The following is a 14,062-nucleotide window of genomic DNA, read 5'->3' on the forward strand; positions in this document are numbered from 1 at the left end:
CCGGTCATGCCGGCACCGAAGTTTTCACCAACGGAGCCAAGAATGACAGCCGTGCCGCCGGTCATGTATTCACAACCGTTCGAACCACAGCCTTCGACCACAACGGTCGCGCCGGAGTTACGCACACAGAAACGTTCACCGGCCTGACCCGCAGCAAACAGCTTGCCCGAGGTCGCACCATACAAAATGGTATTGCCGATGATGGTGTTTTCGTTGGTCTTAAGCGAACTGCTTGGCCGCGGACGCAGAACAATCGTTCCGCCCGACAGACCCTTGCCGACATAGTCGTTGGCATCGCCCTGTACTTCGATCTTGAGCCCCTGCACGGCAAAGGCACCAAGCGACTGACCAGCTGATCCGCGCAGACGGACATGCAGATGGCCCGGTTTCAGGCCGGTCATGCCGTATTTCTGCGTGATCAGTGACGACATCCGGGTCCCGATCGCACGCTGGGTGTTCTGGATGTTGTACTGCAGCTGCATCTTTTCGCCGTCTTCAAGAAGCGGACGGGCATCCTTGATCATTTGGGCATCAAGGGTGTCAGGCACTTCGTTGCGGCCTTCGATGGTGCAGAAACGTGCATGGTCACCGGCATCGGCCTGTGCCAGAAGCGGGTTAAGGTCAAGGTCAACAAGGTCTTTGGCGCCACGATGAACCTGATGGAGCAGGTCCGAACGGCCAATGACCTCTTCAAGACGGGTATAGCCAAGCTCGGCCAGAACGTCTTTGACTTCCTCTGCCATGAAGGTGAACAGGTTGACCAGCTTGTCTGCGGTGCCGACAAACTTGGCACGCAGCGCCGGATCCTGGGTACAGACACCGACCGGGCATGTGTTGGAATGGCACTGACGGACCATGATGCAACCAAGCGCAATCAGGGATGCGGTGCCGATACCGAATTCCTCGGCACCCAGCATCGCGCCCATCACGATGTCACGGCCGGTTTTGAAACCACCGTCAACGCGCAGCTTGACCTTGTCACGCAGGTTGTTGAGCGTCAGAACCTGGTTGACTTCCGACAGGCCCATTTCCCATGGCACACCAGCATATTTGATCGAGGTCTGCGGGCTTGCACCCGTACCGCCGTCATACCCGGAAATCAGGATCACGTCGGCTTTTGCCTTGGCAACGCCAGCAGCAATCGTCCCGACACCCGAACGCGATACCAGCTTCACGCAAACGCGGCAGCGCGGGTTGATCTGTTTAAGGTCATAGATCAGCTGTGCCAGATCTTCGATCGAGTAAATGTCATGGTGCGGCGGCGGCGAAATCAGGGTCACACCCGGCGTTGCATGACGCAGCTGGGCGATTTCGACCGTGACCTTGAAGCCCGGCAACTGACCGCCTTCGCCCGGTTTTGCACCCTGGGCAACCTTGATCTGGATTTCCTCGCAGTTGTTTAGGTATTCGGCAGTCACACCGAAACGACCGGATGCAACCTGCTTGATCGAGGAACGCGCATTGTCACCGTTCGCACGCGGACGGAAACGTTCACGCGACTCACCACCTTCACCGGAGTTCGATTTCGCACCGATGCGGTTCATGGCAATCGCAAGCGCTTCGTGTGCCTCGGTCGACAGCGCACCATGGGACATGCCCGGGGTGACGAAACGTTTGCGGATTTCGGTGATGCTTTCGACCTGATCCTGACGCACGCTTTCGCGGTCAGAACGGAAATCAAGCAGATCACGCAGATGCAGCGGTTCACGCGAACGCAGACCTTCGGAGAATTTCTTGAAGGAATGATAGCTGCCCGTCGTAACTGCAGACTGCAACGTATGGATCAGCGGACCGGTCCAGACATGGCGTTCGCCACTGCGGCGGTATTTGTAAAGACCACCGACAGGCAGAACCACAACATTGCCGTTAAAGGCTTCTTTGTGCTGGGCGATGGTACGGCGCTGGATACCCTGAAGGCCAATCCCCGAAATGCGCGATGGCATGCCCGGGAAGAATTCCGCCACGAGGGATCGCGACAGGCCGATACTTTCGAAGTTATAGCCCCCGCGATAGGAACTGATGATCGAAATACCCATTTTCGACATGATCTTGAGCAGACCAGCATCGATTGCGGCCTTGAAGCGCTGCATGACTTCGGCGGTGCTGTTCACATTGGGGAACAGGCCGCGTGCATAACGGTCCAGCAGACCTTCCTGCGCAAGATAGGCGTTAACCGTGGTTGCACCCACACCGATCAGAACGGCGAAGTAATGCACATCCATGCATTCGGCAGAGCGAACGTTGAGCGAGATATAGGTCCGCAGCGACGTCTTGACGAGGTGGCTGTGAACACCACCGGTCGCAAGGATCATCGGGATCGCCGCACGGGTTTCCGAAATGCCTTCGTCGGTCAGGATGACGTGCAGGGCACCACCGCGCACAGCTTCTTCGGCTTCGCGCTGAATGCGCGAGATTGCTTCGCGCAGTGCCATCTGACCACCATTGATGTCAAAGGTGGTGTCGATTTCAACAGCGCTGTCACCCATATAGCCACGCATCGCGTCATATTCGGCGTTGGTCAGAACCGGGCTTTCAAGCTGGAGCAAGTCACACTGGCTTTCATCCTCGTCAAGGATGTTGCCAAGGTTGCCCAAACGGGTTTTCAGGCTCATGACGCGCGCTTCACGAAGGCTGTCGATCGGCGGGTTGGTCACCTGCGAGAAGTTCTGACGGAAGAAGTGATGCAGGCCACGATAACGATCCGACAAGATCGCAAGCGGGGTGTCATCGCCCATCGAGCCAATGGCTTCCTTGCCATCCTCACCCATCGGATGGAGGATCAGTTCAAGGTCTTCGTGCGTGAGGCCCATCGACTTCTGCAGACGCAGCAGGCGTTCTTTTTCAAGTTTCACGGGTTCCGCCTGTTCGGGCGAAATCAGATCATCAAGAACCTTGGTGCGACCGACCCACTTTGACCAGTCGCGACGTGCGGCCAGCTGGTCTTTCAGTTCGGCATCATGAAGCAGCTTGCCCTCTTCGAGGTTAACCGCAATCATCTGCCCCGGGCCGAGACGGCCTTTTTCAACGCAGGCTTCTTCATCGATATGAACCATGCCGGCTTCGGAACCGGCAATCAGGAGACCATTGCCCGTAACGGCATAGCGCAGCGGACGCAGACCGTTACGGTCCGTACCACCCATCAGCCATTTGCCGCCATAAGCCGCAAGTGCTGCCGGGCCGTCCCACGGTTCCATCACGGCGTTGCAGTAGGCATAAAGGTTCTTGTAGCTGTCTGGCGTGGACGCCTTTTTCGACCAGGCTTCCGGCACCATCATGGTTTTGACCATCGGCAGGTCACGACCAGCACGCACCATCAGTTCGAACACGGCATCCAAAGCCGCCGAGTCCGAAGACCCCGGCTGGATCACGGGCTTGAGGTCATCGATGCTGTCGGCATAGGCATCATGTGCCATGCGCGCTTCGTGGCTTTTCATCCAGTTGACGTTGCCGCGCAGCGTGTTGATTTCGCCGTTATGGGCAAGAACACGGAACGGCTGTGCCAACGGCCAGCTCGGGAAGGTGTTGGTCGAGTAACGCTGGTGATAAACGCAGAAGTTCGAAATGAAACGATCATCGCGCAGATCGGGATAGAAGGTATCAACGTCCTCGGCCAGGAACATGCCCTTGTAGATCACCGAACGGCACGACATCGAGCAGATATAGAAATCCTTGATCGCCTCGGAAAGCACGGCCTTCTCGATGCGACGACGGATGGCATAAAGGTCGATTTCAAACTTTTCTTCGCTGACATCGCTGCGCACGCCAATCAGGACCTGCTCGATTTCCGGGCGGGTCTGGTTGGCTTTTTCACCGATGACCGACACATCAACCGGCACCTGACGCCAGCCAAGAATGCCGTAACCCTGCTTGAGGATTTCGGTTTCGACAATCGCACGGCAACGTTCCTGTGCGGCCATGTCGATACGCGGCAGGAAGACCTGACCAACAGCGATCAGGCTGTCAGGCGCTTCCTGATTGATGACTTTAAGATAGGCCTTGAAGAAGTCCTGCGGGATCTGAAGGTGGATACCCGCGCCATCACCGGTCTTGCCGTCGGCATCAACAGCACCACGGTGCCAGATGGCCTTAAGGGCTTCGATCCCGGCTTCGACAACTTCACGGCGCGGTTTGCCGTCAATGGCACCGACCAGACCCACACCACAGTTGGCATGTTCTTCTGCCGGATCATACATCCCGCTGGCTTCAAGATGAGCCGCGTTCTTTTCAAAACGGGCGATGTCACTTGCGCCCTTGCTGTGAACGATCTTGTTCATAACTCTTTCTCCTAATGCGGCAGCGGGATTAAGCGGCAGCTTCTTTGCGCGCCAGCAAATATTCATCAATCCGGTCCGCCGCATCGCGACCATCACGAATTGCCCAGACCACAAGCGATGCACCGCGGGCAATATCGCCAGCAGCAAACACACCATCCAGATTGGTCATCATGGTACGGAAGTCGATTTTGACCGTTCCCCAGCGCGACACACCGAGTTCCGGTGCATCAAACAGGGTCGGCAGGTCTTCGGGTTCGAAGCCAAGCGCCAGAATGACCATATCGGCATCCATGGTGTAGCTCGAACCTTCGATGATTTCCGGGCTCTGGCGGCCACCGGCATCCGGGGCACCAAGGCGCATCTTGACCGCGCGCACACCGGTTACCTTGTCATCGCCGACAAAGGCTTCGGGGTTTGTCAGCCAGACAAACTCGACACCTTCTTCCTCGGCATTGGCCACTTCGCGCTGGGAGCCCGGCATGTTTGCCCGGTCACGGCGATAAAGACATTTGACCGATTTTGCACCCTGACGGATCGCGGTACGCACACAGTCCATGGCGGTATCACCACCACCAATGACGACCACGTTTTTGTCCTTGGCATTCAGCGTTCCGTCTTCATAGGCCGGAACCTTGTCGCCCAGACCATGACGGTTGGACGTTGTCAGGTATTCAAGTGCAGGATAGACGTTCTCAAGACCGGCCCCCGGCAGTTTCAGTTCGCGGGCCTTGTAAACGCCGGTTGCGATCAGAACGCTGTCGTGTTTTTTGCGCAGGTCTTCGAGGGTGGCATCGCGGCCAACTTCGAATTCGGTGTGCATGACAACACCACCTTCCTCGAGAAGCTTCACGCGGCGTTCAACCACATCCTTTTCAAGCTTGAAGCCCGGGATACCATAAACCAGAAGCCCGCCCATGCGGTCATAACGGTCATAGATATGGACTTCATATCCTTTGAGGCGCAGCTGTTCAGCCGCTGCCATACCGCCCGGGCCACCGCCGATGATACCCACCGACATGCCATTTTCCTTGCCCGGCACCGGGGCCTTGACCCAACCGTTTTCAAACGCGGTATCGGTAATGTATTTTTCGACCGAACCAATGGTGACCGCGCCATGGGTCGATTGTTCGATCACGCAGTTGCCTTCACACAGGCGGTCCTGCGGGCAAATGCGGCCGGTTACTTCCGGCATGTTGTTGGTTGCAGCCGAGATGGCATAAGCCTCCTCAAGGCGACCTTCGGTGGTCAGGCGCAGCCAATCGGGAATGTTATTATAAAGCGGGCAATGTGCCTGGCAGAAGGGCACACCACACTGCGAGCAACGCGCGGACTGGTCCGCGGCACTCTGGTCCTCGAACGGCTCGTAAATTTCATTGAAATCCGTGCGGCGCTCGGACGCTTCTCTTTTGTGCGGATACTTTTGTTCAAGATGAACAAACTTCAGCATCTTTTCTGTCATGACGGCCCTCTGGAAGGGTTTTATGTTGCGGGTTTTGCTCTGTATACGTGTCAAACAGGCAAGAATCCAGTATAAAATATCATTTACGTCAATAATGCTGACGTAAATATCCAGATTATTTTTCCGGTTTTTCGCGAAACCCCATTGAAAACCGCTGTAACATTGTTTCAATAGTACCATAATGGTACTATTTATGCGTTTCGCCAAAATGGGCTAAACTGCTATAAGCGATCAGTTTTTGCAGCGAACAGGCACAGAGGCGGGCGTGACACTACAGCACATAATTCTTCTGGCAGTCGTTCAGGGGATCACCGAATTTCTCCCGATCAGCTCATCTGGCCATCTGGTGCTGGCCCCTGCCATCACCGGCAGCGCGGATCAGGGTTTATTGGTAGACGTCGCCGTCCATGTCGGCACTTTGGCTGCTGTTTTGATCTATTTCTGGCGCGATGTGTTCGCCATGATCGGCGGATTCGTCCGGCTGCTTACCGGGCGAATCAATGCCGGCGCCCGCCTTGCCATTCATATTGTGCTCGCCACCATCCCCGTGATTGCTGTCGGATTCTATTTCAAGGTCTCTGGCATCGAGGAACAGCTGCGCTCGATTGAAATCATTGCCTGGACCACGCTTGGCTTTGGCGTGTTGCTTTGGATTGCGGACAAGGTCGGCATGACAATCAACCGCCTTGAGCATATGCGCTGGGGTGGTGCGTTGTTTATTGGCCTTGCACAGGTTCTTGCCCTTGTTCCCGGTACCAGCCGTTCGGGCATTACGATGACGGCGGCCCGCTTCATGGGGTATGAACGCGCGGACGCAGCACAGTTTTCCATGCTGATGTCGATCCCGGTGATCCTTGGTGCCGGTTTGCTGGCTGGGATCGATTTGCATCAGGCCGGTGACATCAACCTGACCGAGGATGTCCTGCTGGCGGCTGGCTTGTCCTTTATCACCGCACTGATCGCCATTGCCCTTCTGATGAGCTGGCTGAAACGGTCAAGCTTCACCCCCTTTGCCATTTATCGCATCTTGCTGGGCGGCGGGCTTCTGGTATGGATTTACGTCTATGGCGGCACACCCCTGCCCTTTCTGAGCTAAGCCAAGCAGCCACCACCCCTTATCCGATCCTTAAACGAAGTGCCTGACATGTATCTGCGCCCCCTTGATCCGATGGCCGATGGCCCGGACCTGCACGTTATTTTTGGTGACGCTGAGTGTTGCCTTTGGCTACCTGATCCCGCCTTCCCCGATCTCGAAACCACCATCGCCAATCTGAAAAGCGAGACTGAAGGGTTCGAGGCAACATCCTGGGTTGTGTGCGAAACACCCGATGGACCGGCCCTTGGTCGCATTGCGCTTTATAACACCGGGCGGGACAAGGATATCTGGGAAGCGGCCTGCATGATCGCCCCCTCTGCCCGCGGGCAGAACTATGCGGCGCGCGGATTGGCTGCGGCGATTGACGATCTGTTTGCCAAAACTTCGGCGCGCCGGGTTTTTGCCGATATCGACCCGGACAATCACGCATCACAAAAGACGTTTGAAAAACTGGGCTTTACCCGCGAAGGCGTTTTGCGCGGCGAATGGGAAACCCATATCGGTATCCGCGATTCCGTGATTTACGGATTGCTGCGCACCGATCCCAGGCCGGACATCCCGGGCATGCCAGAACTGCTTTCCCGCCACTAGTCCTGCCAGATCGGGCCGCCGGACAGAACGATTTGCGCGCGCGCCGGGTCTTCGGGGGCGTAATCCGAATCCTCGACAAAGCGCATCAGGAACGGCTCATGCGACAACAGGAATTCAAGGGCACCGAGTTGCACTTCGGTTGATCCGATCCCCGCTTTGAGGTCATCAAGCCCCATACCGGTTTGCGCGATCAGTCCTTGCAACAATTCTTCATCGCCCGCGATATGGGCGATGGCGTTGATGGCCAGTGTTTCGGCTGCGTCCTTGTTCATGGTTTCGAATGCCTGCCTGAATGCGTTGTTATTTGAACCACTGGGCCTTGGCCATGGCGCGCCAGATCACAAGACCGGCAATCACAATCACACCGGCGGCAATCCCGCCAAGACCATTGCCCGCCATCAGCACCAGTCCCCAAAAACCGACTGTGCCAAAGCCAATCGCCAGACTAAGAAAGGCTGATTTGGTCAGGGTGTCCTGATTTTTCTGGGCCATTTCGGCGCGCTTGATTTCATCGACGATCTCGTACCAGGCCAGTTGCTGCCAACGGGAGTATTTCAGCCCCTTGCGCGGACCCTTGCGCAGGAATTCATCAAGCTGCTTGACGATATTGGCCGCGCGCTCTTCGGGGGCAACATATTTGCCAATCCGTTCTTTCTTGCGCGGGCCTTCATCTTCTTCATCTGGTAGCGGCATAGGGCGGCCTGACACGTGATTGCGGCGATGCGTTATGGATAGGGGCCATGTGCTTTACATCCGGTAAACACCAGGGGCCAAACTCATGCACATGACCGGTCCGGCAACTGATTTGCATGGGCTACTTTGTCGCAAAGCCACACAAATCGCGGAGGCCCGAGCGATTATGTGAATGAATTTGGCCCCTGTGACTTGCGCCTCTGCCAGTGTCGCAGGACCGCCTTTTCGACTTCGACCAGCACAAAGACGCTGAACCCGACCCCAACCGCCAGCGTCCAGCCAAGCGGCGAGATCGCAGCACTTTCAAACAGATACTGCATCGGCGGGGCATAGGTGTAGATCAGCTGGAAAACCACAACCAGCGCCACGGCAATCAGCACCGCCCGACTACCAGTCAGACCCTGCTTGGTAAGCGCCGATGCAGTCAGGAAGCGCGTATTGAAAAGATAGAACAGTTCAAACATCACAAGCGTGTTGACCGCCAGCGTGCGCGAAACTTCAAGCCCCGCGCCCCGGTTCTGGGACCAGACGAACACGCCGAAAACGCCACCCACCAGAATGAGCGAGACAAAAACAGTCCGCCAAATCAAAAAGCCCGAGAGCAAGGGCGCATCCCGTCGACGCGGCTGACGTTTCATGACGTTATTTTCGGCCGGCTCAAACGCAAGAGCCAAGGCCAGCGTCACAGCGGTGATCATATTGACCCACAGAATTTGCGGGGCGGTGATGGGCAACAATTGGCCAAGGGCCAGCGCCATAACGATGGTAAGCGCCTCTCCGCCGCTGCTGGGCAGGATGAACAGGATTGATTTGACCAGATTGTCGTAAACCGTTCGGCCTTCCTCCACCGCGGCGGCGATCGAGGCGAAATTATCATCAACCAGCACCATTTCGGCGGCTTCCTTGGCGGCCTCGTTACCCTTTTGGCCCATGGCAACCCCGACATCGGCGCGTTTCAGCGCCGGGGCGTCATTAACCCCATCGCCGGTCATGGCGACGACATGGCCTTCGGCCTGCAGAGCCTTGACCAGACGCAGTTTATGTTCGGGACTGGTGCGGGCAAAAACATGGGACTGCCGGGCCACGCTTCGCAGCGCTTCATCATCAAGCGCGTCCAGTTCATGGCCACTGACCACGCGTTCACCATCACCAAGGCCCAGTTGCCGGGCAATGGCACCGGCGGTGATCGCATGGTCGCCCGTGATCATTTTAACAGTGATCCCGGCAGCACGGCATTTGGCAACGGCAGCGATGGCTTCTTCGCGCGGCGGGTCGACCAGACCATAAAGGCCAATCAACACCAGATCCTGTTTGACGTCATCAAACACCAGCTGGTGATGGTGGTTGTGGGTCGGGCGGAACGCCAGTGCAAGAACCCGTTGACCATTTTCGGCCATTTCCTGCATGCGGTCTTCCCAATAGGGGCGGTCAAGGACCTCCTGATAATTGGGTCCGCCCTGAGAGTTGCACATGGCAAGAATACGTTCCGGCGCCCCTTTGACATAGATAAAGCCATGGCCTTCGGCATGGTGATGCAGGGTCGCCATGAAACGATGTTCGGATTCAAACGGGATGACGTCGTGGCGCGGCAATTGACGGTTTTCGGCACCGGGTTCGAGTTCGGCCTTCATGGCAAGGGCAACCAGCGCGCCTTCGGTCGGATCGCCATCAACTACCCACTGACCATCATCCTCATGCAGACCGGCATCACTGCAAAGCAATGCCCCACGCGCCATTTCGGTCAGCCCCGGATGATCATCAAGCGTGACCGGTTTGCCATCGAGTTCAAAACCGCCTTCGGGGCGATAGCCGGTGCCAGTCACGGCATAAAGATGCTTGCCGGTAGCAAGGGACTGCACCGTCATTTCGTTGCGCGTCAACGTGCCGGTCTTATCCGAACAAATGACACTGACCGATCCCAATGCCTCTACGACGGGTAAACGGCGAATGATGGCGCGCCGCGACGCCATGCGCTGCACGCCGGTGGCAAGCGCGATGGTCATGATCGCGGGCAGGCCTTCGGGGATGGCGGCCACGGCCAGTGCGACAGCCCCCACAAACATGTCGGCCGCCACCCGTCCATGTACCCAGACACCAATGGCAAAGGTGACACAGGCCACCGTCATGATCGCCGCGCTCAGCTTGCGCCCGAAGGCCGACATTTGCCGCAGAAGCGGTGTGGTAAGGGTACTGACTTCGGACAGAAGCGCACTGATGCGGCCAATTTCGGTTTTGGCCCCGGTGGCCACAACCACGCCGCAGCCCTGCCCGTGGGTAACCATGGTGCCGGAATAGGCCATGGAAAAACGATCGCCAAGGGCTGTGTCCTTGGCCACGGAGGAAATGTCCTTGTCGACCGGGACAGATTCGCCCGTCAGAATGGCTTCCTGAACCTGCAGGCCCTTGACCCGGATCAGGCGCAAGTCGGCCGGGACCTTGTCCCCTGATTGCAGATGGATGATATCGCCGGGCACGACATCTTCGGCGGGGATTTCAGTTTTGCGGCCATCTCGCTCGACGATGGCGGCAAGCGAAAGCATATTGCGGATCGCTTCAAGCGCGCTTTCCGCCCGGCCTTCCTGAACAAAGCCGATGATGGCATTGACCACCACCACCGCCAGAATGACAGACGTATCCACCCAATGCCCCAGAACGGCTGTGACAAGGGCTGCCAGCAGCAGGACATAAATCAGCACATTGTTAAACTGTGAAAGAAACCGGATCAGCGGCCCGCGCCGACGTGGCGGGGCCAACCGATTGTGCCCGTATTGCGCCAGACGTTTCGATGCTTCTTGCGGATCAAGGCCTTGGGAGCTTGTTTGGAAATCATCAAGCGTCTGCTCGGCGGGCAAAGCATGCCATGCCCCGTCTGCTTGCACCGGGTCCGTTGAAATCTCAGCGGGTTTGGCGACGACTTTGTTCATGGCAATGCGAGCCTTTTGATTGCGCATTCAGCGCACCGCAGATCGTATCGCACCGCAGCATTGCTTACAAGAAGTCACCACGGGGAAATTAATTGGCTCCGTGTCTTTGCGGGAAACGAATTTATATCAATGACTTCTGATGGATATTCTTTTCGCCCGGTTCTTTGTGCGCTGAACAAACCTAAAAACCAGCAAAGAGGCACCACACATGCTATTATGATTGCTCACAAGCCGGAAATTCAGATGTCGCGCAGATTAAGATTTTTGGGATTTGTTCTGTGTGTATTGCCATTGATATCATCATCGGCAAGCGCATCTGACGACGACAGCACCGAAATCGTCGCTGCCTGCAGTCCGTGGCCACCCTATGTTGTCGATGGGAAGCTTCCAGGTGGTATTCTTGTCGATTATGTCCAAGAGCTCATGACATCATTCGGGTATGAAGTCAGGATAGAGGTCTTTCCATGGAAGCGCGCAATTGATGCCGCACGCAATGGTGACGTCGATGTCATATTCTGCGCCGAATCCGGTCAGGCGATAAATTATGGGCTGAACTACGAGTTCCCAATTCTGGTCAGTGACACCATTTTACTGTCCCACCGCGAGTATCCGCTGGAGGCCAACGAACTGTGGAACCACCGCATCGCTGTTGGCGCTGGCTATTGGTATGGTGACGTTTTTGAAAGCCGCCGTGACGATGTTGACACCATCGAAGTCGTAGATGACTTAACCATCTTGCGGATGATCGCCAAAAAGCGGGCTGATGGCGGATTGATGGAGAAGGCAGTGGCCGATACCCTGCTTAATACCTATCCGGAATTGGGGGATATGGTTCACATAAGCAAAATGCCCGTCGCGACACAGACATTTTACTTTGCGACATCACCAAATTCAAAAATCGACATGCGTATTTTGCGCCGCCATTTAACCCAGAGAGATCCTTCTCCGATCATACAGCAGGTTGAACCCACCACAAATTGAAGCCGGTCACGCTTAGCTGACAGCGAGAACGGCGACTGCAATCACGCCAAAAGCAATCAAGTGGACCATCATCATTCTCCTCGTTTGTAGAACCACACAGGCGCACAGAGCAGACCTGCGCGTGGAACTTTGAATGATGCATCTCAAAGCAGGGGATTTGATGACCGGATTTCGGCAATTTCATGCCGAGCGCGCAAACCGCATTCCGGGTGAAAGATGCGATGGTGCGGGCGGCCGGACTTGAACCGGCAAAGCCTTAGGGCTGACGGATTTTAAGTCCGCTGCGTTTACCAATTTCGCCACGCCCGCGACGCGCGATGGACCGGCCAGAGCCGATGCAAAGCGTTCTAGCGCGGCTTGGTTTTTGACGCAACATCCTATTGGCTCTTGTTGTCTGCTTTCCCTGTCTTTGGCCGATCAGGCATCAATGGGGCAGAACTGCCCGTCTTTCTCCATATTCCCTGCATTTTCGTCTGTCACGCTGGATAACTGACCCGAACCGAGATGTTTAACGTCAGATGCACAGGCGCTTTCAAACTGCCGTGATTGCCACGGCCTGTCTGGCGGCCATTACCGATGCCCTGTACCGCGAGACACGCCAGCCCCCCATCATAGCGCAGGCCTTTGCCCGCGATGATGCTGCTCGGCCAGATGCACCGGTCCTGCGAAACAAGACAACCACACGCACAGAAAACCAGCGCCGGCATATGAACCGGCTTTACGACAAAATGGACGATGACCTTTATGACAGCAGGCTCGCCCCGCTTTTGTCTGAAAGCTTTCTTTCCCCACCGCAACAGGCGACCGAAAACCTGCAATTTGGCATGGGCACACCGACACCAAGCGAGATCCTTGCCGGTCGCGCCGCGCTGTCATCGCTTGCGCGCAGGATTGATTTTGACAGTGCTGCAGGCACCTTTCCCACCCAATCACGCAATGTGCGCGTCCCAATTAGCATCTGGCTTGCGGGCAATCATTCCGCGCTTGAGAACCGCATCACCGGTTCAGGATATGATCCGGGTTTAAGCGGCGACACCATATCGCTTGATAGCGGGGTTGATTATCTGGTTGATGACGGGCTCGTGCTTGGCATGGGGATCGGCTGGGGCAGTACTGTTGGGGAATCAAGCACCAGACAGTTGCGCTATCGCGAAAACAATCTTGCTCTGTCACCTTACTTTGTATCGCGCATAACAGATTGGTTTAACCTGCGCGGCAGTATCAGCCTTGGTCAAAGCACCATTTCGCAGTCCCCGACTGGCTTGGTTCCCGACAATCTGGACTATGCCGAAACACTTGATAGTACCAGCATTTCAAACAGTATCGGGTTCGGGACCGATTATGAATTTGGCGCAGTGCCGCTTCGCATCCAGCTTGAAGGCGACATGGTCACAGCCCGTGAATATATTGATGCCGCGCGCGCCACTGACGGAGGCCTTGTGCCGGGGAATATCGCCACCACCCGGCTTTTTGATACCTCGGTTGAGGCCCGCTATCGGCTTGGCTTTGGCAATCATGAAATCATCCCGTTTGCAGGACAGGAACAGACAATATCGCTGCTGAACCAGGATTACGGACGCAGCGGATCAAGGCGGTATTATGCCGGTTCGGATTATGCCTATGATCTGTTGAACTTTGATCTGAGCGTTCTGGGCTTTCGCGATATTGCCACCGGACAGCAAGACATCACCGGCATTCGGACGGAGTTTTCACTGACCCATGATGTTGCGCGCTCATCGATGATGCTTGAACCATTTGTCAGCATTGAAAGCACCAATCTGTATCTTGATACCGGCGGCGGCATCACCCAGCAATGGAGCCGCTTTCCCGCCAGCGTCAGCTTTGAGCTGCGGCGCAAACTGACCTATGAAGTTCAGCACGGAGACTACACCGGCCTTCTGAGCATTGATGTGCCATTCTAGGACCCGCCGGTCCGATGTAGCGGAAATAATGCCGGTGCCTGGCGCTTTAGCCCATCTTGCTATTGGCGATAACGGCGCTGACAGGTAGGGTGCAAAACCATTGAACGTTACCCCGCATTTCA

General features: G+C 56.2%; 9 protein-coding genes and 1 tRNA gene. 4 read left to right on the forward strand and 6 right to left on the reverse strand.

The window, feature by feature from the left end; translation table 11 throughout:
- Both gltB and B2R48_RS03570 read right to left on the reverse strand, forming a co-directional pair.
- Nucleotides 1–4,274, reverse strand: a 4,274-nt coding sequence (gene gltB / locus B2R48_RS03565) for a glutamate synthase large subunit (RefSeq protein ID WP_296997875.1), incomplete at its 3' end; no start/stop codon positions are given.
- 28 nt (nucleotides 4,275–4,302) lie between these two features.
- The gene (locus tag B2R48_RS03570; RefSeq protein ID WP_062956732.1) at nucleotides 4,303–5,733 is read right to left on the reverse strand and encodes an NAD(P)-dependent oxidoreductase; all 1,431 of its coding nucleotides are present in this window, start codon (nucleotides 5,731–5,733) and stop codon (nucleotides 4,303–4,305) included.
- A gap of 265 nt (nucleotides 5,734–5,998) precedes the next feature.
- Between B2R48_RS03570 and B2R48_RS03575 the strand changes: the two genes are divergently transcribed.
- Both B2R48_RS03575 and B2R48_RS03580 read left to right on the forward strand, forming a co-directional pair.
- Entirely contained in the window at nucleotides 5,999–6,829 is an 831-nt protein-coding gene (locus B2R48_RS03575) for an undecaprenyl-diphosphate phosphatase (RefSeq protein ID WP_062956733.1), read from the forward strand.
- 48 nt (nucleotides 6,830–6,877) lie between these two features.
- A complete protein-coding gene (locus B2R48_RS03580; RefSeq protein WP_296997880.1) occupies nucleotides 6,878–7,420 on the forward strand; it encodes a GNAT family N-acetyltransferase in 543 nt (180 codons plus the stop codon).
- On the opposite strand, the gene B2R48_RS03585 is transcribed toward B2R48_RS03580, so the two are convergent.
- From B2R48_RS03585 to B2R48_RS03595, 3 genes are all read right to left on the reverse strand, one after another.
- Nucleotides 7,417–7,692: a DUF3572 domain-containing protein gene (locus B2R48_RS03585; protein WP_062956735.1), complete on the reverse strand. Its 276-nt coding sequence runs from the start codon at nucleotides 7,690–7,692 to the stop codon at nucleotides 7,417–7,419. The genes B2R48_RS03580 and B2R48_RS03585 overlap by 4 nt on opposite strands.
- A 28-nt stretch (nucleotides 7,693–7,720) precedes the next feature.
- Complete coding sequence (locus tag B2R48_RS03590) at nucleotides 7,721–8,113, reverse strand: hypothetical protein (RefSeq protein WP_213473533.1); 393 nt, start codon at nucleotides 8,111–8,113, stop codon at nucleotides 7,721–7,723.
- Nucleotides 8,114–8,277: 164 nt separating this feature from the next.
- Nucleotides 8,278–11,064 carry a cation-transporting P-type ATPase gene (locus tag B2R48_RS03595; protein ID WP_296997890.1) on the reverse strand — a complete coding sequence of 929 codons (2,787 nt, stop codon included), beginning with the start codon at nucleotides 11,062–11,064 and terminating at the stop codon, nucleotides 8,278–8,280.
- A 102-nt stretch (nucleotides 11,065–11,166) separates the two neighbouring features.
- Here B2R48_RS03595 and B2R48_RS03600 point away from each other — a divergent pair, with 102 nt between their 5' ends.
- Entirely contained in the window at nucleotides 11,167–12,018 is an 852-nt protein-coding gene (locus tag B2R48_RS03600) for a substrate-binding periplasmic protein (RefSeq protein ID WP_296997893.1), read from the forward strand.
- A 222-nt stretch (nucleotides 12,019–12,240) separates the two neighbouring features.
- On the opposite strand, the gene B2R48_RS03605 is transcribed toward B2R48_RS03600, so the two are convergent.
- Nucleotides 12,241–12,327 (reverse strand) — tRNA-Leu (locus tag B2R48_RS03605).
- A gap of 209 nt (nucleotides 12,328–12,536) precedes the next feature.
- On the opposite strand from B2R48_RS03605, the gene B2R48_RS03610 reads away from it, so the two are divergent.
- Nucleotides 12,537–13,940, forward strand: coding sequence for a hypothetical protein (locus B2R48_RS03610; RefSeq protein WP_296997896.1), 1,404 nt, complete (start codon nucleotides 12,537–12,539; stop codon nucleotides 13,938–13,940).
- Nucleotides 13,941–14,062: the final 122 nt, after the last annotated feature.

It is taken from the genome of Thalassospira sp. UBA848 (genome assembly GCF_002295455.1).
Classification (GTDB): domain Bacteria; phylum Pseudomonadota; class Alphaproteobacteria; order Rhodospirillales; family Thalassospiraceae; genus Thalassospira.